At 38.5% G+C, this 22,930-nt stretch carries 13 protein-coding genes; 11 read left to right on the plus strand and 2 right to left on the minus strand.

Going from position 1 to position 22,930, the window contains the following annotated elements; all coding sequences use genetic code 11:
• The first annotated feature begins 270 nt into the window (after positions 1-270).
• The 8 genes from NK987_RS02300 to NK987_RS02335 all read left to right on the plus strand — a co-directional run bounded on the left by NK987_RS02300 (position 271) and on the right by NK987_RS02335 (position 14,738).
• Positions 271-5,373, plus strand: a complete 5,103-nt coding sequence (locus NK987_RS02300; protein WP_259262552.1) for a PAS domain S-box protein — start codon at positions 271-273, stop codon at positions 5,371-5,373.
• 34 nt (positions 5,374-5,407) lie between these two features.
• Positions 5,408-5,839 carry a response regulator gene (locus NK987_RS02305; protein ID WP_259262553.1) on the plus strand — a complete coding sequence of 144 codons (432 nt, stop codon included), beginning with the start codon at positions 5,408-5,410 and terminating at the stop codon, positions 5,837-5,839.
• Positions 5,840-5,844: 5 nt separating this feature from the next.
• The gene (locus tag NK987_RS02310) at positions 5,845-6,873 is read left to right on the plus strand and encodes a PAS domain S-box protein (RefSeq protein ID WP_259262554.1); all 1,029 of its coding nucleotides are present in this window, start codon (positions 5,845-5,847) and stop codon (positions 6,871-6,873) included.
• A gap of 193 nt (positions 6,874-7,066) precedes the next feature.
• On the plus strand, positions 7,067-8,572 hold the full coding sequence (locus NK987_RS02315) for a phytoene desaturase family protein (RefSeq protein ID WP_259262555.1): 1,506 nt from the start codon (positions 7,067-7,069) through the stop codon (positions 8,570-8,572).
• Between the two features lie 126 nt (positions 8,573-8,698).
• Positions 8,699-10,846 (plus strand): alpha-glucuronidase family glycosyl hydrolase, encoded by a 2,148-nt coding sequence (locus NK987_RS02320; protein WP_259262556.1) that lies wholly within the window; start codon positions 8,699-8,701, stop codon positions 10,844-10,846.
• A gap of 11 nt (positions 10,847-10,857) precedes the next feature.
• Positions 10,858-11,970 (plus strand): endo-1,4-beta-xylanase, encoded by a 1,113-nt coding sequence (locus NK987_RS02325; RefSeq protein WP_259262557.1) that lies wholly within the window; start codon positions 10,858-10,860, stop codon positions 11,968-11,970.
• A 354-nt stretch (positions 11,971-12,324) separates the two neighbouring features.
• Positions 12,325-13,200, plus strand: coding sequence for a hypothetical protein (locus tag NK987_RS02330; RefSeq protein ID WP_259262558.1), 876 nt, complete (start codon positions 12,325-12,327; stop codon positions 13,198-13,200).
• A complete protein-coding gene (locus NK987_RS02335; protein WP_259262559.1) occupies positions 13,200-14,738 on the plus strand; it encodes a S1 family peptidase in 1,539 nt (512 codons plus the stop codon). The genes NK987_RS02330 and NK987_RS02335 overlap by 1 nt, the downstream gene beginning before the upstream one ends.
• 70 nt (positions 14,739-14,808) lie before the next feature.
• On the opposite strand, the gene NK987_RS02340 is transcribed toward NK987_RS02335, so the two are convergent.
• Together NK987_RS02340 and NK987_RS02345 are read right to left on the minus strand one after the other, a co-directional pair.
• Positions 14,809-16,497, minus strand: coding sequence for a M56 family metallopeptidase (locus NK987_RS02340; protein WP_259262560.1), 1,689 nt, complete (start codon positions 16,495-16,497; stop codon positions 14,809-14,811).
• Positions 16,494-16,865, minus strand: a complete 372-nt coding sequence (locus tag NK987_RS02345) for a BlaI/MecI/CopY family transcriptional regulator (protein ID WP_259262561.1) — start codon at positions 16,863-16,865, stop codon at positions 16,494-16,496. The genes NK987_RS02340 and NK987_RS02345 overlap by 4 nt, the downstream gene beginning before the upstream one ends.
• Before the next feature lie 290 nt (positions 16,866-17,155).
• Between NK987_RS02345 and NK987_RS02350 the strand changes: the two genes are divergently transcribed.
• The 3 genes from NK987_RS02350 to NK987_RS02360 all read left to right on the plus strand — a co-directional run bounded on the left by NK987_RS02350 (position 17,156) and on the right by NK987_RS02360 (position 22,926).
• Complete coding sequence (locus NK987_RS02350) at positions 17,156-17,899, plus strand: outer membrane lipoprotein-sorting protein (protein WP_258421979.1); 744 nt, start codon at positions 17,156-17,158, stop codon at positions 17,897-17,899.
• A 26-nt stretch (positions 17,900-17,925) separates the two neighbouring features.
• A complete protein-coding gene (locus NK987_RS02355; protein WP_259262562.1) occupies positions 17,926-21,009 on the plus strand; it encodes a VPS10 domain-containing protein in 3,084 nt (1,027 codons plus the stop codon).
• Between the two features lie 237 nt (positions 21,010-21,246).
• On the plus strand, positions 21,247-22,926 hold the full coding sequence (locus NK987_RS02360) for a formate--tetrahydrofolate ligase (protein ID WP_338021184.1): 1,680 nt from the start codon (positions 21,247-21,249) through the stop codon (positions 22,924-22,926).
• The last annotated feature ends 4 nt before the right edge of the window (positions 22,927-22,930 follow it).

The following is a 22,930-nucleotide window of genomic DNA, read 5'->3' on the forward strand; positions in this document are numbered from 1 at the left end:
CCAAATTCAGACAAAAATATCTCTTATTTTACTTTTTGTTTACTTTTTTACTCATTTAATTAGTCTAAAAATCATTTTAAACTAAATCTTAGTAATATTAAATTAATTTATTGTTTAGAAACCCGAGAATTTTTTTGCAAAATTCAATCATTTTTTTGCTTTAAGGGTATAGAATTTTAATAAAATATTTATAGTTTTAAGGGAAGTCTGAAATACGCTTTTAAAATTTTGGGAAATTATCAAAACCAAATCACCATAAATTTTCATAAGGTGAAAACAAATAAATCTGAGGTGAATTTTGAATTACTTTTTCAAGACAACCCTGCACCCATGTTTATATGGGAATTTTCTTCAGGCAATTTTATGGAATGCAACCATGCAGCCCTATTTCTTTACGGATACCAAAAGGAGGAATTTTTGTCTTTGAACGTGAAAGACATCCGTCCAAAAGAGGAAATTAATAAAATTGAATCCATTATTTCTGATGAATCAGCCTTTTCAAACATGGGCGGTTTAGCACATAAAGGATATTGGACCCATCAGAAAAAGAACGGACAAAAGATCCATGTAGAAATAAAAGCAAACATCATTGAGTATAAAGGAGTAAAATCCTGCATTGTTGTAGTCAACGATATCACCGAGGCAAAAAAAATAGAGGAGGCTTTAAAAACATCAGAAAAAGAATTTAAAAGATTATTCAATGCCGGCCCTTTGCCCAAGTGGATTTATGAAACGGAATCTTTGCGGATTCTCACAGTAAACGATATTGCAATAGCTCATTACGGTTACAGCAAAGAGGAATTTTTAAATATGACACTTTTGGATTTGAGACCAAAAGAAGAATACCCAAAGCTTTTTTCAGCTATTCAAAATAGAAATGGAGAAGGGGACAACAAAAATTTTGGAGTATATACCCATTTAAAAAAAGATGGCAGCAAGATCAAAGTTGAAATTAGCAGCCAATATGTAGAATACCTTGGTAAAAAATGCAGGATGGTTTCCTGTCATGATGTCACCAAAAAAGAGCGTCAGAAAAATCTTAACAAACTTGAAATGGATCTTTTGGAGAGGTCCATTTCCCAAAAATCAAACAATCAAAATTACCTTTTTGATTATCTGGCAGGATTGGAAATCGAATTCCCTTACATCAGGGCATCTTTACTCAAAGTAGAAGATGGAAAAGTATGGAACCTGGTGGCTCCAACATTACCAAAAGCTTATATGGATGCCATCCATGGGGCACCGATTGGCCAAAAAGCCGGTTCATGCGGTACAGCAGCCTACCTAAAAAAGAGAATAATTGTATCTGATATCAGCAAAGATCCACTTTGGGAAGATTACAAAGATTTGGCTTCGTCTTTCGGTTTGAAGTCCTGTTGGTCTCAGCCTGTTTTCAATTCTGAAGATAATGTAATAGCGACATTTGCCTGCTATACCTCCGAGGTATGGACCCCATCCGAAGAAGAATTGGATATTTTGAGCCGCTCTGCCTCTTTACTGAGCCTGATATTGGAAAATCACCAAAAAACCAATGAGATTAAGTCAAGCAATGAAAGATATAAGTATGTCACCCTTGCTACAAAGGATGCCATTTATGATTGGGATATTTTGACCGGCAACATTCTTTGGGGTAAAGGATTCCAAGACCTGTTCGGATACACTTTAGATTCTACACCTTTTGAAATCAACCAAAAAGAAGACCTGATTCATTCTGCAGATCTTGATGAAGTCAACAGATCATTGAAAAGTTTTTTTTCAGATAAAAAGCAGGAAAACTGGAATTCAAAATACCGGCTCAAAAAGTCTGATGGTGTATATTCCTTTGTGGAAGAAAGAGCCTATGCCGTAAGAGAACCAAAAGGCAAGGTAGTGCGAATGATCGGAGTTTTGAGTGACATTACCAAGGAGACCTTGGAAGAACAGCAGTTGAGATTGGCCGAAAGTGTTGTCAAAAATACAAGCGATGCTGTGGTGATCACGGACGTAGGAGATTATGAAGGAAAAGATATAAAAATCATCTATTCCAATATTGCTTTTACCAAAATGACCGGATATTCCTCAGAGGACGTTATTGGTAAATCACCAAAATTAATAATAGATAAAGGTCTCGATCAGTCGGAAGAAGAAACATTAAGGGAAATGTTGAAAAGTGGGGAACCTTTCGAAACCACTATAATTTCATTTAAAAAAAATGGGGATGAATTTTGGAATAACCTTTCTGCCAGTCCTGTAAGGGATGACAGCGGTAATATTTCCCAATGGATATTTATTCAAAGAGACATTACAGAAACTCAAAACGAACTCATTCAAAAAAGCTTGTTTTCAGAACTTGGACTTATTTTTAATAAAAATGAAAATTTGTTGATTACCCTCAACATGGTTTTGGAGCACCTTACAAATTTTGGAAATTTTGGCTATTCTGAAGCTTGGCTGATTTCATCAGACAAACAAACAGTAAATCTCGTGTCCACCTTTCCTATAAAAGATGAATATGACATATTCCGGGAAGATACCAGAAAAATCAAATCTTTTGATTTTGGTCAAGGATTACCGGGGATAATCTGGAAACAAGGAAAATCAGAAATTTGGGATAATCTAGATAAGCACCCAAACTTTGTACGGAAGGAAGCGGCGCAAAAAACAGGTTTGAATAAGGCATTGGGAATCCCGGTAAAATTCAACAACGAAGTTATCGGTGTGATTCTGTTTGCCGGGGGTGAAAATTTTAAAAAAATCACATTTTTTACCTCTTTGTTCGCAAAATTAGAAACTTTTCTTGGATCTGAGCTTAGGAGAAAACAGGTTGAACATCAACTCAGCGGGGTATTCAATGCTTCCCCAGACATCATTTGTATTGCGGGTACAGATGGGTATTTCAAAAAAATCAATCCTGCAGCAGTTGAACTGACCGGATACACCGAGGAAGAATTATTGGCAAGACCTTTTGTAGAATTTGTTTATCCCGAGGATTTAAAAATATTCCAAAGTGAATTTGAAGGTTTATATAAATCAAAAACGAATCCATATTTTGAAATAAGGGTAATTTCAAAATCTGAAAAACCAATCTGGCTAAGTTGGTCAGCGATACTTTCTGAGGAAGAGGGTCTTATATACGCTGTCGCAAAAGACATTTCTAAGCAAAAGGATCTTCAGGAATTACTTGAAAATGCCACCAAATTATCAAAAATCGGGGGATGGGAGGTAGACCTGATCAAGCAAAAAATAGTATGGTCATCAATGACCAAAGAGATCCACGAATTGGAAAGTGATGATGTACCTCCTACCATTGAAGCCGGTGTCAATTTTTATCATCCTGCCTATAGGAAACAGATTTCTGAAATATTGGAAGAAACTATAAAAAATGGCATACCCTTCCAATTTGAATTCCCTTTAATTACTGCCAAAGGAAATGAAAAATGGGTACGTGCGATAGGAAGACCTGAATTCAAAAATGGAATATGTGTTAGGTTATTGGGAAGTTTTCAGGATATCCATACTCAAAAAATGGCTGAAATCAATCTTAATAAATCCATACAAGCCATCAAGGATTATAAAACTGCCCTTGACCAATCCTTCAACGTAACCGTAACGGACCTTCAGGGAATTGCTCTTGAGGTAAACGACCATACATGCACTCTGTCAGGTTATACCCGTGAAGAGCTCATCGGAACCCATACCCGAATCAATAAGTCCGAATACCATCCCAAGTCATATTACAAAGAGATGTGGCAGACAATCTCGAAAGGAGAAATATGGCGGGGAGATTTGAAAAACAAAACCAAAAAGGGAGATGAATATTGGGTAGATACCATTATTGCACCCTTGAAAGATGAAAAAGGAAAGATCAAGCAATATCTTGCTATCAGGATAGACATTACCGAAAAGAAAATAGCAGAAGAATCTCTTTTGAAATCCTATGCAGAAAAAGAAGATATTCTTGAAAGTATCGGTGATGCATTTTTTAATTTGGACGAGGATTGGAATATTACTTATTGGAATAAAAAGTCAGAAGAAATTTTCTCAGTCAAAAGGGAGGAAATCTTGGGTAAAAATATTTTTAGTGAATTTCCGGATGCACTTGATCTGGGAGTAAAAGAAAAACTAAAGGATTCAAAAAATCAACAACAAACCTTTCATTTTGAACACTTCTTCCATCAATTAAATTTATGGATTGAAGTCAGTGTCTATCCAAACAAGAAAGGACTTTCTGTCTACCTTAGGGATATTACCCCACAAAAAAATTATCTTGAGGAAATCAAAGAGTCAAACAGCAGGTTTGAAAAAGTTGCCGAAGCAACTAACGATGCTATTTGGGATTGGGATATTGAAGGTGGAAAAAGGTTTTGGGGAGAAGGATTTAAGAAACTTTTTGGACAGGAAACAGCAAGGGATAAGATAAAAGTAGAAAATTGGATCAATAGTATTCATCCTGTTGATTATCCCTTTGTTCAATCAAGTCTTAAAAATGCACTCGACGACAAAGATGTCTTCAAATGGAAAGAGGAATATCGATACAAAAAGAAAAACGGAAAATATGCCTTTGTAGTCGATAGAGGAATAATCATCAGAAATCCGAAAGGCAAGGCAATCCGAATGGTCGGAGCGATGTCGGATTTGACCAAACAAAAAGAATATGAAGAATCATTACAACTATTAAATGAAAACCTGAAAAAACAAGCCAGAGACTTGGAAGTTTCAAATTCCGAGCTTGAACAATTTGCCTATATCGCATCGCATGACCTTCAAGAACCCTTGAGAATGGTATCGGGTTTTTTGACACTTCTGGAAAAAAAATATTCCAATGTGCTTGACGCCAGAGCAATTCAATATATAGATTTTGCTGTGGATGGATCCACACGGATGAGACAGATTATTTTAGATCTTTTGGAGTATTCCAGAATCGGGAAGGATGACTTAAAACTCCAAAAAATCAACTTGGAAGAGGTGGTAGGCGAAGTCCTTTTACTTCAAAAGAAAATAATCACTGATAGTGGGGCAGTAATCAGTACAAAAAATCTCCCAACCATCATTTCCTATTCCTTGCCATACACCCAAGTCTTCAATAACCTGATTAACAACGCAGTCAAATATTCGCGAAATGAAATAAAACCTGAAATCCATATTTCAGGCAAAGAATTTGCAAATGAATGGGAGATTTCCGTCAGTGACAACGGAATTGGGATTGAAAAAGATTATTTTGATAAAATCTTCACATTGTTCCAACGGCTACACAAAAAAAATGAATATAGCGGTACCGGTATGGGGCTTTCCATTGTGAAGAAAATAATTGAAAAACAGGGAGGCAAAATATGGGTTGAATCCAATTTCGGCGAAGGAAGCACCTTCAAATTCACTATTCCAAAAATCAAATAAAATTTATTACCCAAATATAAAAACCTAAAACAAAATGAAACCCATCCACATACTATTAGTCGAAGATAATGAAGGGGATATCTTTATGATTCGGGAGGCATTTGAAGACTTCAAGATAAAAAACAAAATCTCTGTAGCCAATGATGGGAAAGAGGCTATTGATTTTCTTTTGAAAGAGAACAAATACAAGGAAATTGAAGAACCGGATTTGGTAATTTTGGATATAAATCTGCCTAAAAAGAGCGGGCATGAAGTCTTGAAATCTATAAAAGAAAATCCAAAAACCCAGCACATCCCTGTTATCATGCTGTCGACATCCTCTTCGGAGAAAGACATTACATTATCTTATCAAAACCGTGCGAACTGTTTTATTACCAAACCGGTAGAGGCAGATGAATTCATGAAAGCCATCACTTCTATAGAGGAGTTTTGGTTGAGTATTGTTTCCCTTCCTCCCATTAAATGATGTAAATGGAAAAGGACAAAAAGAAATATCGAATCTTGTTGGTTGAGGATAATCTTGGAGATTATGTACTTGTCGAGGAATATTTGGATGATATGATTTCTGACCCACAAATCTACAGGACAGAAAATTTCAAAGAAACCAAAGAGGTTTTGACTGATACTCAGAAAGTATTTGATGTCATTCTTCTTGACATCACCCTCCCTGACAAAAGCGGTGAGCAGCTGATTTCTGAAATGATGGACATAGCAGTACATGTACCTGTCATCGTGCTGACCGGCTATTCTGACGCCAAATTTGCCATCAAGTCTTTAAATATGGGGGTTGCGGATTATCTGCTAAAAGATGAATTGAACCCACCCATCCTCCACAAAAGTATTGTTTATAATATCGAGAGAAACAAAACAATTGTCAGGCTGCAGGAATCCGAGCAAAGGTACGCTGACTTGTTTCAACTTAGTCCCCAACCCATGTGGGTTTTTGATATGGAGACTTTGGTTTTTTTGAATGTCAATCAGGCTGCAATCCAACATTATGGTTACAGTTTGGAAGAATTTATGCAAATGACTATCATGAATATAAGGCCTGTGGAAGAATGGTCTTTTACAGAAAAAATTCTGAATTCTATCCGAATTGAAAATCCCAGCCACTTAAAATATATTCTCAATCACATTAAAAAAGATGGGACAAAAATAAGGGTTGAAGTTCTTTCCAATCCAATAGAATTTCAGGGACGAAAATGTAGAATCATTTTAGCCAATGATATCACATCCAAGCTTAAATACCTTGAAGCCATAGAAACCCAAAATGAAAAACTCAGGGATATAGCCTGGGTCCAATCCCACATACTAAGAGCGCCTCTTTCGAGAATGATGGGCATCATAGAAATGATAAAAAGGGAAGATATAGAGTTATCGGAGATCAAGGAATATCTAGGTCATATTATCAATTCAGCATATGAACTGGATGAAATCATCAAAGATGTGGTAGATAAAGCGCAGCAAATCAATTTTCAGGACGTATCAAAGCAAAACTGAATCAAAAAGATATTTTTTGATCCAGTTTTTTCATTTTTAAGCCTTCTCAAACACGATAAATTTTTAAGGTTTAAAAATCATTGAAAGCAATAGATATTTTACCCCAAATAATTTTTACTGGTTACGATTCAGGTTAACTTTATACTAACCCTCTGCCACAACTTTTTGCATCTTTTACCAAACCCAAAATACCATGAGAGATTCAAAAAAAGTCAACATCATAGGCGGTGGTGTCGCAGGCCTCGCTGCCGGAATTTACGGAAGGCTAAACGGATTTGAAGTTACCGTTTTTGAAATGGGAAAGCGTACCGGCGGGGTCTGTACTTCTTGGAAAAAAGCCGGATTTAAAGTCAATGGGTCTATTCATTGGCTGATCGGTTCAGCTCCAGGGATTGATTTTTATAGTATGTGGTCCGATCTTGGAGTTTTGGATGAAATTGACTTTTATTATCATGATAGTTTTATTGAATTCAAAGACATTGATGGTGTCGAGGTTCATTTCTATACCGACCCAAACAAACTTCAGCAGCATTTATTGAGTATTTCACCTGTAGACTCAAGGTTGATCGGAGAGTTGATCCACCATATCAAATTACTGTCAAATGCCAATTTCACGATGGACAGGGCATTCGGCTTGCTACATGCATGGGATTGGAGCAAAGTCTTCATGGACAACATGCCTGCAGTGGTTGCTTTGGGAAAATACAACAACATGTCGGTATGGGAATTTGCAAAAAAATTCAAGTCCAAAATTCTGAGAAAAGCTTTCCGGAATTTTTGGTCACCCGATATGTCTATGAGTTTTTTGTTGCTCCAGCTGAGCTATGCGGCAAACAGAATTGGAGGGTATCCTATCGGAGGTTCCGGTAAATTTATGGATGCACTTACCAAACGTTATTTGGACCTTGGGGGCAAACTGGAATTGGGACAAAAAATCAGCAAGGTCATCGTTGAAAAAAATAAAACCGTTGGTATCCAAAGCGCTGATTCAAAATTCCATTATTCTGATTTTGTGGTCTCTGCCTGCGATGGATACAGTGTACTGTTCAAGTTGTTGGATCCGGGCTATATTGACAATGAGACATTGGACGCCTACAGGACTTTAGAAACTTTCCCATCTCTGGTATTTTTTTCCGCAGGGTTAAACAGGACCTTTGATGATCTTAGATCATCTATTATTGGACTCAACATCCCGTTTGACAAAAAGCTTCAGGTGGGGAATTTTCTGCACGAAAGGGTCTCTTTTCAGATTTATAATTTTGATAATACAATATCTCCCATTGGAAAAACTTTAGTTACTGCCATGCTTGATACCGATTTTGAATTTTGGCAAAAACTCCATCAAAAGGGAGAAAAACCTTACAGGGAGGAAAGGTCACACATCGAAAGGGAATTACTAAAAACTTTAGAGAAAGAATTTCCCGGAATATCAAAAAATGTGGACTTCATGGATATTGCCACTCCCATTACTTTTGAAAACTGGACCGGAAATCACAATGGCAGCTATAAAGGTTGGCTTCCTACCCCCGGGTCTATCAAAACCAAAATCTCAAGCCATTTTGAAAACCTTAAGGGATTTTATATGGCAGGGCATTGGGTAGCAACAGGAGGTGGCTTGCCACCGGCTGCTTATTCAGGCCGCGAGGTCATTAGACAAATATGTGCATCGGAAGGAATAAATTTTGAACATGGACAATGAGTTTCCAGAGACAAAGACTCATTTGGCCGGATAAAATGAACTCCGCTTATCAAGATTGTAGATTTCTTTTGTGGGATTTTTTTTAGCTTTCTATCCAAGAAACCAATTAAACCTATTATTCCACAAATGAGCATCAAAAAATCCGGGGCCACGATTGTATTTTTTATATTGATAAGTGTTGGTTATGCCAATGATGGCTATAAGCTTTGGCTTCAATACCTTCCATTTGAAAACAAAGCAGTCAGTGACTATTACAGAGATTACCTAGAAAACATATCCATATCAGGAGAGTCCCCTACCCTAGACATCATACAAAAAGAATTGATTATTGCATCGGAAGGTTTTTTTGACCAACAAGTCCTACCCGAATTTTCAAAAACCACGGACTCCAATTTGACTTGGATCATCCGGTCAGAAGATTTGCCCGAAGAAATCAAAGGTAAGCTAGGGACCAAACTTTCTGAAGTCAAAGAAGAAGGATATTGGTTGAAATCCTATCAGGGAAAAATCATCATCACAGCCAAAACAGATATCGGATTGCTTTATGGAACATTTGCTTTTTTGAAGGCCATTCAGACAAGAGAAAAACTGGAAAACCTTGACCGGCTAGAAAATCCAAAAATCCAAAAAAGGCTTCTCAACCATTGGGATAACCTCAACAGAACGGTGGAAAGAGGATATGCAGGATTTAGCATCTGGAACTGGCACAGGCTTCCCAATCATATCGACCAACAATACATAGACTATGCCCGTGCAAATGCATCGATTGGAATCAACGGGACTTCGATCTTCAATGTGAATTCCAATGCATTGATTTTGACGCCTGAATACCTCGCAAAAGCCAAAGCCTTAGCAGATGCATTCAGGCCATATGGGATCAAAATATACCTAACAGCAAGATTCAATGCTCCGATGATCTTGGACAGTTTGCCTACTGCAGACCCTTTGGATCCTGACGTGCAGATCTGGTGGAAAAAGAAAACCGAGGAAATATATTCTTATATCCCTGATTTTGGAGGATTCTTGGTCAAAGCAGATTCCGAAGGACAGCCCGGTCCTCATAATTATGGGCGTACCCAAGCAGACGGAGCAAATATGCTGGCGGATGCAGTCAAACCTTTTGGAGGTATTGTGATGTGGCGTGCTTTTGTTTATAATGAAAAAACGCCTACAGACAGGATCCGACAGGCTTATGATGAATTCAAGCCATTGGATGGAAAATTCAGGGATAATGTAATCGTACAGGTCAAAAACGGTCCTCTGGACTTCCAACCCCGAGAACCATTTCATCCATTATTCGGAGCCATGCCAAAAACTCCTCTGATGATGGAATTCCAGATTACAAAAGAATACCTAGGCCAAGAGACGCATTGGGTCAACCTCGCTACGATGTGGAGAGAAATCCTACAATCTGATACTTATGCCAAAGGAAAAGGAAGTACCGTCAGCAAAGTGATTGACGGAAGTCTTCACGGATATAAACTAACAGGAATAGCCGGCGTTGCCAATATAGGAACAGACAGAAATTGGACAGGGCATCAGACTGCGCAGGCGGATTGGTATGCTTTTGGAAAACTCGCTTGGAATCCGGATAGTAACATTGATGAAATCGCTGAAAATTGGTTAAAAATGACATTTTCCAATGATGTTGATTTTGTCGCCACCTCCAAAGAAATCATGCTTCAATCTCATGAAATACTTGTCAATTACATGACTCCTTTGGGATTGCACCACATCATGGCAAGAAGCCACCATTGGGGGCCGGGTCCTTGGGTGACAGGTGGCGGAAGGGAAGATTGGACAGCCACCTATTATCACAAAGCTTCGGAAGAAGAGATTGGATTTGACAGGACCGAAAAAGGCAGCAATGCATTGGCCCAATATGCGCCTGAATGGAAAAAAACATGGGGAGATGCCGACAAGATTCCCTTAGAATATTTGCTATGGTTTCACCGTGTTTCATGGGACAAAAAACTTTCGACAGGAAATAACCTTTGGACAGAAATGGCTTTGCGTTACCAAAAAGGAGTGGAAGGTGCTAGGTGGATGCAATCCCAATGGGCCAAAATGGAAGGAAAGATAGACCAAGAAAGATATGAACACATCAGTTCATTTTTTAAAATCCAGGTATCCGAAGCAGAATGGTGGAGAGATTCCTGTCTGCTTTATTTTCAGCAGTTTTCCAAAATGCCATTACCTCCAGGAGTTGAAAAACCAAAACATGTCCTGAAATACTATCTGAATTTTAAAAGAAATTTTGTACCCGGAATCTAAACCATTTTACCATGAAACCAATACTTCTAATTGCGATCTTCTTGTTTGTCTTTCAGTTATCCTCCCAAGCCCAATCGGGAATGAAGGATGCTTTTGAAAAATACTTTCATGTCGGTGCCGCCCTCAATTACAGACAAGTCAATGGACAGGAAACAAAAGCTTTGGATATTTTGGAAAAGCATTTTAACAGTATCACAGGAGAGAATCTTATGAAATGGGGCCCAATTCACCCCGAACCCGACAAGTATAATTTTGAGCCTGCAGACAAATTTGTGGCTTTAGGTGATAAAATGAAAGCCTTTGTGGTGGGTCATACTTTGGTATGGCACAATCAAACCCCTGATTGGGTATTTGAGGATGCTGATAAAAATCTCCTGGAGAAAGAAGCATTGATAAAAAAAATGGAAGATCATATTGAAACCGTGGTCGGAAGATACAAAGGTAAGGTTCATGGTTGGGATGTAGTCAATGAGGCCATATTTGATGATGGTCAAATGAGAACTTCCAAATGGTATAATGCAGCCGGAAAGGATTTTATAAAACGTGCTTTTACAAAAGCTAACCAAATAGATCCTGAAGCAGAACTGTATTATAACGATTACAACATGTGGAAACCTGAAAAAAGAAACACTGCAATCGCACTGGCAAAAGAACTCCGTGCCGAGGGGATTCGGATAGATGGGATAGGTATGCAGGGACATTATGGACTTGAATCTCCGACCATTGAACAGATAGAGGCTTCTATCATAGCAATTTCTGAAGCGGGATTTAAAGTGATGTTTACAGAATTGGACATCGATGTGCTACCCAATCCCGCCAACAGATCCGGTGCCGACATAGACGCTACTTTTGCTTCAGATGAGAAATACAATCCGTTTAAAGATGGTCTTCCACAGGAAATGCAGGAAAAACTTGCCAAGCGATACGGGGAATTGTTTGCACTTTTTAACAAACACAGTGACAAAATCACCAGAATAACCTTTTGGGGAATCCATGATGGAGGAAGTTGGTTAAATAATTGGCCAATGAGAGGAAGAACTGCCTATCCCTTGCCATTTGATAGAAATTATGATGAAAAATCTGATGTTATCAAGGAAATCATAGAAAGCAGATCGGTCCGCTGATCGTAAATTACCAATTCTCCTATTGGAGGAATTCAGATTAGGTACAAATTTTTAGAAGGGATTTGGCAAAATCAATTTTGCCAAATCCCCATTTTTATGCAATCAATTGAAGATTAAACAAAACAATACATTTTTAAGTACTAGGAATAATCAAATTTTATTCTGATTTTTTCATTAAAGTAACACTTTACAATAAGGAACTTTAACTCTGATTCGAATAGTATAGCCAACTATTTAGAATTATGAACTTAAGCAATGATTCCAATCCGTTCAAAAAAATGAAAGATTCTCTATGGTCTTTCTTCGACAAAGCTTCAATCGATTTTTTTCACTAACCGTTTCTATTTAAAATTTATGGAAGAAAATGACTCAAAAGTAGGTTCGATCATCGAAACCTTTCAATCCGGAAGTCAACTCATTACTGGAGGAGAAAATGCAGAACCCAAGAAAATGACTTTCCTGAATGCCTTTTCGGCAATATTCAATGGATTGGGAATAGGCCTGTTGTTGGGAATATTGTTGTCCACCACTTTATCGCCTGTTGTCAGTGGAGTCATTGCGACGGTTTCTTCTCTATTGGCAGTTTTGATAGGATTAAACGAGAAATATTTGGATCCGATCAAAAGCCTCAGGATAGGGTCTTTTGGGCTTTTCACGGTAGCGGGGATCATTGCGGGACTTTACCTGAGGGCAAACAATCCCTTTGCCCCAACCCTAAAAGACAAAATGGAGGAATACAAGTCCATAGGATTCTCGGACGAAGAAGCACGAAATCTGATTATAGGATTCATCAAGTCCGATACCTCCAAAGCCCAACGAGAGGCAAGTCTCTTGTATTCGACCATTGTCAATTCTTCGGATTGCGACGTACTTTACTACATGACAGCTGAAACCCCCGTACCGGAAATGGTCAACACATTCAGGTCAACTGAGGGGATTTGGAGAAAATTTGCTGATACTTTTCAAACCGAACTTCCGGATGAAATGAAAGGGAAATCTCTTCTATTGGTCAGAGACAGTTTTTGTAATTCTTCTTCTTCGGAACCATACACGATTTCAAATACTGAGAAAATCAAAGCAATCAATCCAAAATTTTCACTTGAAGAAATGGAAACACAAATTTCAGCTTCCGGTGAAAATTGGAAAAACCTTGTTTCAATGGCCCAAAGTCAGTTTTCTGAATCCGAAAGACTCCAAATTTATAAGGCAATTCAAAAAGTTTTTGAGTGATGAAAAAAGCAACACAAATTTTCCTGATCCTCATGTCCTTTTCATTTTTTTCCAAGGGACAACAGTTTGATCCTGACCAGATCAAAAATTCCCTTGTGAGGGTGGTGGTCACAGTCAATGAACGAGAATCTAAAGTATTGACAGGCTTTGTTTGGAAAACACCCAACCAAGTCGTGACCTCTCTTCATGGGATGAGCAAGACAGGGAGTATAAAAGTGCTTTATATGAATCAGGCCTGGAGGAAAGTCAAAATAAAAAAGGTATACCAAAAAGCCGATTTGGTATTGCTTGAAGTACTGCCAGGCGAGCCTGCCGTCCCCATCGGGGTAGCTCCGATCAACAATTTCCACGTTGGACCCATCAAATTTGGCTCAGACGTGTATGCTTTTGGATATAACAGTGGAGCTCCGGGAAGTTCTTCGAGAATTCTCAGGAAAGGAGATGTCAGTCCCGAAACATTAAATAGTCTCATACCGGCAAAAGATAAAGCTGCCTTGGCAAAAATTGGATTTCCTGCTTTGGACCTCAACATTCTCTACCTTGAAGGAAGTTTATTACCTGGATTTTCAGGAGCACCTGTATTTGATTCTCAGGGGCGGTTGATCGGTGTAGGAGACGGAGGTTTGGAAAAAGGAGCAAGCAATGTCAGTTGGATCATCCCGGCCAAATACATTACGGAACTTGAAAGCTCTACGATCACTTCCCTCCCTCCTAATTTTGAGACTTTGTCACAGTTGTTTTCTGCAGATGTGAGGATTGAAACTGTTGCTGAAAACACTGATGTTATTGAAGAAAAATTATTCAATCAAACTTTTGCAGAACCTATAGAAACGGATGAATTTGAATTTTATCCTACCAAAAACAGGTCGTTGATGGAAATGGTCGAAACTTCCGATGATCCCGAAAACCTGATGAAATTTGCCGATGAATTGGAAGAGGACATCAAAATTACCCTCGATTATGAAGGTATGCGGTTCAATATATTTGAAGACATCAATAACGGCGTAGTCTTAGCTATTCCGGAAGAACAGGAACTGATCTACAGTAATGAAGAAGAAGCTTTTCAGGTTGTTTCGGGAATTGATGACGGCATTAATATTTATCATATAGGCTTGAAAGATGATTTTTCAGAGACTGATTTCGACGAATTGCTTACTTCTGTCGGAGCGCTGATCAATACAAATTTTGCGGAACGGTATGGTTTGAGCGGATTCACAATAGATGAAGAATATTCCTACACCTTGGATTTTGGCCCTGACAGAAAAATCGCTTGGGTGCTTTCTGCAGCTAATGAAGGAATTACAGGGCAGGATGGGCTCACCTACGTTGTTTATGTCTACATGACTGTATTGATGTCAAGTGAAAAAACTTTTATGTCCATAGCCACAATCCCGATTCCTGCGGAATTCATCATCCTCACAGCTACATTGGGAGGTTTGGACTGCACCAATCCGGGCATCTATGGGCAACAATGTGAGTATATGGAAAAAGTGTTCGAAACATTTTCAGCTACGCATTTGACCACCTTTGCCTATTAACCTTCAATTAATTTTGATTCAGGCAATCTGAAACTTCCTTAGGAATTTTCTCATTTCAAGTTACCTGCGATCAATTGTATGATACCACCACCATTTCTTTTTGTCCGTTTCTGGTGACATTGATCCAGAAACTTTTTCTGATATCCATGATTGCGTTTGCGCTTGGCAAATCTTTAAACTCTTGGGTCAAAATAGCCTCAAGTGCGCGCTGAAGGTAATTTTCAGGAAAATATTCTTCCAGTTCCCCTTTTTGATTCATCAACACATATTTCATAAAATAGGGAATTTCTGCGATATCACCGTTGGGATAGGATGCACTAATTGTTTGTATTTTCTTCCTTGAGGTGACAAACTTGTTTTCAAAATGATCGTGAGTTGTCAAAGTCAGTTGATATTTCTCAGGCTTTAAAAATTTCTTTTTTTCAATTCCACGAACTTCAAATAATGCAAAATCATTTTGTGAAAAATTGCTGAGATTGGAAATATCCTCCTTCTTATCATCAACTATTAATTCCACATTTTTAGACTTTATCCAATTGGTCCAAACCTCGTCAGAAATGCTCATTTTTTTGGGAGGGGGTGAAAAGTTGATTTTAACCTTGATGCTGTCTTTTGCATTCTGAAGTCCTATCAAATAGGTCAATGCACCATCCTCTAAGATTGGAAACTCGGTAACTTTGGCTTTTTCATCTTCAGTCAATTTCAAATAAGCCGTTTTGGCACCCTCTATGTCCAATTTTTCCAATGCAACCACAAAGTCAGATTCTTCGCTCAAAGCCTCTTGGATATAACTTTCAAAATCTTTAACAGGATAGCCCTGAGAAAAAAGATTGTTGCTTTGGCTTGCGGTGGTTTGACTAAAAGACCCAAGCAAAAACCCAAAAAGTGGAATCAGGGAAATGCGAAGGAGAAAGGATTTTTGTTTTGAAGTGGATTTTTTCATCATGATCAACCTATTCTTTGTCACCGAATAATTGATCGGGCTACTTAGATTGTACACAAATTCTTTTCCCAAAACCTTCGAAATCAGGAGTTTTTGGTAAGGAAGCACATCATCAGAACATGCAACAACTTCTCTATCTGCCAAAAACTCATGGTTAAGCTGAATGGCTTTTTTGTAGAAAAGAAAAATTGGATTAAACCAGAAAATGATTTTTAAAGCCTCTACAAAAAGAATATCTATGCTATGCTTTTCCTTAATATGGGTCAATTCATGTTGGAGAATTTCTTGCTCTAAGCCATCAGTGAGGTAGGTTATTTCATTTACAAAAAGGTAATCCAAAAAAGTAAAGGGCATAGTTTCAAGGCCAATTAAAACCAATCGATACCTTTCTTTTTGGATTACAGCCCCTTTTTTTACCAATCCGGATAAGCTGAAGATTTGAAATATGAACCTCATTATAAAAAACACCAAACCAACCAGGTAAACCGAAACCAAAAACCAAGACCAATCTAGAACTTGCTTTTCATGTTTTGGCTGAACAGAATTTGGTGCGATGACAGGATTTTTTTCATCGGAAGGCTGAATAACTGTTTTCAAAAAAGCCTGTTGAATTTCGACACCTGCATTTTGGCTGGAGGAATTTAAGGTTGGAAAAATAGGAGGCAAATTAATCAAGGGAATCATCAAAGAAAAAACCAAACTCCCAAGGAGAAAAAACCTATTGAATACAAACATGCTTTCCTTCCTTAGCACAAAATGATAAAAAAGAAGCAAAACAGAAAGGCAAATCGTCGAGCTAATGAGAAAAGAAATCATGTTGTTTTGTTTTTAAGTTGATCCTCAATTATTTTTTTCAAGGACTCTAATTCCTTTTGTGACATATCAGTTTCTTGGGCGAAGAATGAGGCAAACTGAGAAGGGGAATCATTGAAGAAGTTTTTTACCAACTCATTTACTTTGGTCGAAAAATAGGTCTTCTTCTGGATGAGGGGGTAATATTCTCTCGAATTACCAAATACGGTGTATCCTATTGCTCCTTTGTCAGAAAGTCTTTTGAGAAGGGTAGCAACAGTAGTAACTGCTGGTTTTGGTTCAGGAAGGGATTCCAAAAGATCCTTCATAAATGCTTTTCCTTTTTCCCAAATTATATTCATCAATTGTTCTTCACCGTTGGAAAGGTTCATGTTCTATATATATAGAGGTTATTCTACAAATATAGAATAAAAAATAAAAATTCATAAGAATTTCAAAAACACTGTCACAATTTCCTTTAGTCCCACCTTGGATTCAGAATAGAATTCACGTTTATAACAATTTTTCAAGGCTTTCTTTGAGCAAAATAAAAATCATCAATAAAAATCATTATTCATCAGTAAAATTAGGAGATCAAAAAAGATCAAATACTTGGATATTAAATTTTAATACTTTTATTTTTATAAAAAAACTTACTAACATTAAAAAAAACTACAACCAAATGAAAAAGACATTACTGATTCTTGCATTATTCTGCTTTTCAAGCATTGTAAAAGCACAAACTGTCGATGAGATCATTGCACAATATCTTGAGAATACAGGAGGTGCATCAGAATGGGCCAAATTATCCTCAATAAAAATGGAGGGCAAGGTAAGCACCCAAGGAATGGATATTCCGATAGAAATTGCCCAAACCAAGGAGGGTAAAATGTATATGAAATTCCAGCTTCAAGGCCAGGAAATGGTTCAGCAGGCTTTTGATGGCAAAGAAGCATGGGGAGTCAATTTTATGACAATGAAACCTGAAAAAAGCGACAGTGAAACTACCGAAAACATGAAGCGTGAAATAGGCGATTTCCCTGATCCTTTTTTGAACCTTAAAAGCAAAGGATACAAAGCCGAATTGTTGGGAAAAGAAAATGTAGAGGGAACAGAGTGTTTCAAAGTTAAATTGACAAAAAAACCATTATTGGTGGATGGTGCGGAAGTTGAAAACATCTCGTTTTATTTTTTTGATACCGAAAACTTCGTTCCTATCATGGTAGAAAAAGAAATGAAAACCGGTCCTGCAAAAGGTATAACAACCCAGACTTTGATGAGTGATTATCAAGAAGTCGAAGGATTATATTTCCCTTTCTCCATCACAGAAAAAGCTAAAGGTACACCTCAAGGTCAGGCCATTAATATCACCAAAGTAGAATTGAATCCCACTTTGGATCCTTCTGCATTTGCCTTCAAGGATTGATCTTATTAATTATTTGAAGATATATCATGACAAGGAAATTTATTTACAGTTTCTTATCGGTCTGCTTTTTCATAATTGCGAGCATTTCATATGGGCAAGAGAGCATTACTTTAAAAGGAAATGAGCTATTTGGGTCTTTGTCAGCTAGACAAATCGGACCTGCTGTGATGAGTGGGCGGATCACTGACATTGCCGGTCACCCTTCCAACAACAGAATTATCTATGCAGGTACAGCAGGTGGCGGAGTCTGGAAATCAACAAATGGTGGTGCCAGCTTCAAATCAATTTTCGATGATTACAATCAGTCTGTTGGAATTATTGAAGTTGATCCAAACAACCCTGATAATGTGGTATGGGTTGGAACAGGTGAAACATGGGTAAGGAACAGTGTTTCGTACGGAGATGGCCTTTACAAAACTGTCGACGGAGGAAATACCTGGAACAAAATAGGATTAGAAAACTCCGATAGAATCAGTGGTATTGCCATCAATCCCAATAATTCAGATGAGGTTTATGTGGGGGTGTTGGGAGCTTTATGGGGTGACAGTGATGACCGTGGTGTATACAAAACCTCCGATGGAGGTCAGACTTGGACCAATATCCTCGCAGGAATGAAAGATACCGGCTGTTCTGATTTGTTTATGGACCCAAAAGATCCCAACACCCTATATGCTGCTTTCTGGCAGGTAAGGAGAACGGCATATTCCTTTAGTTCGGGAGGACCTAAAAGTGCCCTGTACAAAACAACAGACGGGGGCAAAACCTGGGACAAAATCCACAATGGTTTCCCAAGTGGGGATTTGGGAAGAATAGCAATTGGAGTAGCACCTTCAGATCCCAATATTTTATATAGCGTCATTGAATCCAAAGAGAAAAAGGGCCTATACCGCTCAGAAGATGCCGGTATATCCTGGACATTTATGAACGGGGATTTTGAACTTGCTGTCAGGCCATTTTATTTCTCAAGAATAGTAGTTGACCCTAAAAACTCTGATGTACTGGTCAAAGCAGGTTTGTCAGGAAGTATTAGCCGAGATGGAGGAAAAACTTTCAAGAATCTAGGTGCCATGCACTCAGATATTCATGATGTATGGTTTGATATCCATGATTCTGACAGGTTTTATGTAGCTACCGACGGTGGATTGTATAGGACATGGGACGGAGGAACGACCATGGAAATGGTCGAGAGTTTGCCGGTTTCACAGTTTTATCATGTCAGTTTGGACAATGATGAGCCTTATAAGATTTATGGAGGGCTTCAGGATAATGGTTCATGGTTTGGCCCATCTTCAAGTCCCGGAGGAATTGAGCCAGGAGATTGGGTGTCAGTGGGCGCAGGGGATGGATTTAGAGTGTACAGACATCCAACCAAAAAAATTGTTTATTCCGAAATGCAGGGAGCTGACAATATCTGGCGCTATGATGTTGAAAAAAACACCATCAAAAATATCCGACCTTTTCCGGGAAAAGATGAGCCTAAATACCGCTTCAACTGGAACACCCCAATACAAATAAGCCCCCATCATCCAGATCGGATTTATGTCGGCAGTCAGTTTTTGTTAAGGTCAAATGATATGGGAAACAATTGGGAAAGGATATCTCCCGATTTGACTACGAATGATCCTACTAAACAAAATCAGTCGTCTTCGGGGGGGATTTCCACGGATAATTCAGGTGCAGAAAATCACAACACCATATTTACCATTGCAGAATCACCAATTGACGAAAATATTATTTGGGTAGGCACCGATGATGGCAATGTACAGGTCACTCAAGATGGGGGTAAGACTTGGACAAATGTTGTTGCCAATATTCCGGACTTACCAAAAAACACTTGGGCTTATCATATCCAGCCTGGAAATTTTGGTAAAGGAACTGCTTATGCGGTATTTGATGGACATGCCCAAAATGATTTTAAGCCTTATGCTTACAAAACGACGGATTTTGGATTGACCTGGACTTCTGTGATCAGCAAAGATATACATGGTTTTGCAAGACATATCCTTGAAGATCTTGAAAATGAAAACCTTCTGTTCTTAGGAACTGAATTGGGCCTTTTTATAAGTATTGACGGAGGAAAAAATTGGTCAAAATTCACCAATAATATGCCTTCTGCTTCTGTACACTATATGGCCATTCATCCAAAAACCAATGATTTGGTCTTAGCCACTCACGGTCGAGGAATCATTATTATAGATGATATCAGCCCATTAAGGCAGATTAGGCCCGAAATGCTTAATGAAGAGGTTTATTTTCTCAAATCTCCTCCTATGGTGATGTGGGAAGAAAGTGATTTCGGTGGATCAAGTCAGGCCGTCACTTTCGTTGGGCCTAACCCTGACAAATCCGGGAAAATCATCTATTACCTCAAGAAGCGACATACGTTTGGAGCAATGACGCTTGAAATCTTTGATGAAAATGATAGTAAGATCATCAGTCTGGACCCGGGCAAACAAAAAGGAATAAACATCGTCAGGTGGGGTTTTACAGGAAAAGCTCCCAAAGTGGCCAAAGGAAAAACTTTCTCTTTTGGAGGATTTGGAGCACCAAGAGTACCTGCAGGCACCTATAAAGTTGTGATGAAAAAAGGAAAGGAACAATTTGAAACCACCCTAGAACTGGTTTATGACGAAAGGGCAGGGATTTCTCTAGAAAGTAGAAAAGCCCAAGGGAAAATGGCCAAGGAACTGTTTGATATGACTCAGGATCTGGCTTATTTGGTCTATCAGGTGGATAGTTACCTGGATTATGCAGAAAAAATCAAAGCTTCAGATCCAAAATCAAGCAAATCTATGACTGCATTCATCAATGAACTAAATAAACTCAAAGAAAGATTGGTCATTACAACCGGTGATAATTATGTAGATACTGCAGAACCTGAATTAAGGGAAAAAATATCTCAATTGTATGGTGTTGTGATCGCTAACTTTGACAGGCCATCCATTATTCAGGAGGAAAACAAAAATACCTTGAATGAAAAACTGAAAGAGTCGCAAAATAAATTTACTACCACTATTTCCAAACACGAAAAAAATCTTCTTAGATATGCCAAAAGTGCCAACATCGAAAATTTGATTTTGGATGATTTTGCAACTTTTATTGAAAAATAGCCTTCTGAAATATCTTTCTGATTTTAAAAAAAAGTCTTTGAACAAAATTGTTCAGAGACTTTTTTTATTCATTGTTTTTACAGCCCATTCTCAAGCTCCTTAACCGAAAATCACTATTTTAGCCCTAAATAAGCAAATCCAATTTTCAAAAATTCGGAATAAATCAAGCCATAATTAAATAATAAAATGTTTCGGAAATTTTGAATCTGCTAAAACCCAAATTATACCAAAAAGAGAATGATGATGACCAAATCCGACCTTGAAATTGCCCATGCATCCAAAATGCAACCGATTTCCAAAATTGCTGCCAAGCTTGGTATCCAAGAAGATGACCTTCGCCCCTATGGGAAATATGTAGCCAAACTTCCTCTCAGGCTAATCAATGAATCCAAAATCAAAGGAAAGAAACTGATCCTTGTCACTGCCATTACCCCTACTTTGGCCGGGGAAGGCAAAACTACCGCAAGTATAGGGTTGGCAGAAGGACTCAACAAAATCGGTGTAAAAACAGCAGTCGTACTCCGCGAACCCTCTTTAGGGCCTGTCTTTGGGATGAAAGGTGGAGCTGCAGGTGGCGGTTATGCCCAAGTGCTGCCTATGGAATCCATCAACCTCCACTTTACAGGTGATTTTGCTGCTGTCGAAAAAGCACATAATCTTTTGTCAGCTCTGGTGGACAACCATATCCACAATCAAAAAAACACCCTGAACATTGATCCTAGAAAGATAATCTGGAAAAGGGTAATGGACATGAATGAGCGTGCCCTGCGGGACATTGTGATTGGACTTGGAGGATCGGCACAAGGAATTCCAAGAGAGTCGGGTTTTGACATCACCGCTGCTTCGGAAGTTATGGCTGCTTTATGTCTTTCCAATGACCTGATGGACTTAAAACAGAAACTTGGAAATATCATCATAGGTTATACTTATGACGATGAACCGGTTAGGGCCTATCAACTCAAAGCACAAGGTGCTATGACTGCATTGATGAAGCATACCATCATGCCAAATCTTGTACAAACCATAGAAGGAAATCCTGCAATTATTCATGGCGGACCATTTGCAAATATAGCCCAAGGTTCTAATTCGATCATTGCGACTAAAATGGGGCTTTCTCTGGCGGACTATGTCGTGACCGAAGCCGGTTTTGCCTCGGATCTTGGAGGTGAGAAATTCCTTGATCTGAAATGCCAATATGGAAATCTTAAACCCGATGCTGTAGTAATTGTGGCAACGATCAGGGCCTTAAAAAGCCATTCGGGCATCCCTTTCCCAGATCTGAAAATCCCGAATGCTGATGCAGTTGCTTTCGGTCTCCCTAACCTCGAAAAGCATATCGAAAACATGCGGCATTTTATGCTTATGCCTGTGGTGGCGATCAATAAGTTTGCATCTGATACTGAAGAAGAAATCCAGGTGGTTATTGACCGATGTGAAAAATTAGGTGTAAAAGTTGCTCTCTGTGAAGCTTGGGAAAAAGGCGGAGAAGGTGCAACAGATCTTGCATTGGCTGTAAAAGAAGCTGCAGAATCAGGAAAAAGCAACTTCACTCCTCTTTACCGATTTGAATGGAGCATAGAGCAAAAAATAGAAATCATTGCAAGAAAAATCTATGGCGCTGCGGAGGTTGAATATAGCGTAAAAGCAAAACAGCAAATCAAGCTTTTCAAAAAAATAGGATTGGATAAGCTTGCAGTTTGTATCGCCAAAACTCAATATTCCCTATCTGATGATCCTAAACTCACCAACCGGCCTTCGGGGTTTACCATAAAAATACGTGAATTTGACATTGCCGCAGGCGCAGGTTTTATCATTCCGATAGCAGGGACAATCATGAGGATGCCGGGTCTTCCCTCCAAACCTGCCGCAGAAAGTATTGATATTGATGCAGATGGAAATATTACCGGTTTGTTTTAAACTT

The sequence above is a fragment of the Aquiflexum gelatinilyticum genome (genome assembly GCF_024813435.1).
GTDB classification, from domain to species: domain Bacteria; phylum Bacteroidota; class Bacteroidia; order Cytophagales; family Cyclobacteriaceae; genus Cognataquiflexum; species Cognataquiflexum gelatinilyticum.

What these genes read in the sequence shown, in the direction of transcription:
- NK987_RS02305 (WP_259262553.1), top strand. Translation starts at nt 5,408, where the DNA reads ATGAAACCCATCCACATACTATTAGTCGAAGATAATGAAGGGGATATC.
- NK987_RS02310 (WP_259262554.1), top strand. Translation starts at nt 5,845, where the DNA reads ATGGAAAAGGACAAAAAGAAATATCGAATCTTGTTGGTTGAGGATAAT.
- NK987_RS02315 (WP_259262555.1), top strand. Translation starts at nt 7,067, where the DNA reads ATGAGAGATTCAAAAAAAGTCAACATCATAGGCGGTGGTGTCGCAGGC.
- NK987_RS02320 (WP_259262556.1), top strand. Translation starts at nt 8,699, where the DNA reads ATGAGCATCAAAAAATCCGGGGCCACGATTGTATTTTTTATATTGATA.
- NK987_RS02325 (WP_259262557.1), top strand. Translation starts at nt 10,858, where the DNA reads ATGAAACCAATACTTCTAATTGCGATCTTCTTGTTTGTCTTTCAGTTA.
- NK987_RS02330 (WP_259262558.1), top strand. Translation starts at nt 12,325, where the DNA reads ATGGAAGAAAATGACTCAAAAGTAGGTTCGATCATCGAAACCTTTCAA.
- NK987_RS02335 (WP_259262559.1), top strand. Translation starts at nt 13,200, where the DNA reads ATGAAAAAAGCAACACAAATTTTCCTGATCCTCATGTCCTTTTCATTT.
- NK987_RS02340 (WP_259262560.1), bottom strand. Translation starts at nt 16,497, where the DNA reads ATGATTTCTTTTCTCATTAGCTCGACGATTTGCCTTTCTGTTTTGCTT.
- NK987_RS02345 (WP_259262561.1), bottom strand. Translation starts at nt 16,865, where the DNA reads ATGAACCTTTCCAACGGTGAAGAACAATTGATGAATATAATTTGGGAA.
- NK987_RS02350 (WP_258421979.1), top strand. Translation starts at nt 17,156, where the DNA reads ATGAAAAAGACATTACTGATTCTTGCATTATTCTGCTTTTCAAGCATT.
- NK987_RS02355 (WP_259262562.1), top strand. Translation starts at nt 17,926, where the DNA reads ATGACAAGGAAATTTATTTACAGTTTCTTATCGGTCTGCTTTTTCATA.
- NK987_RS02360 (WP_338021184.1), top strand. Translation starts at nt 21,247, where the DNA reads ATGATGATGACCAAATCCGACCTTGAAATTGCCCATGCATCCAAAATG.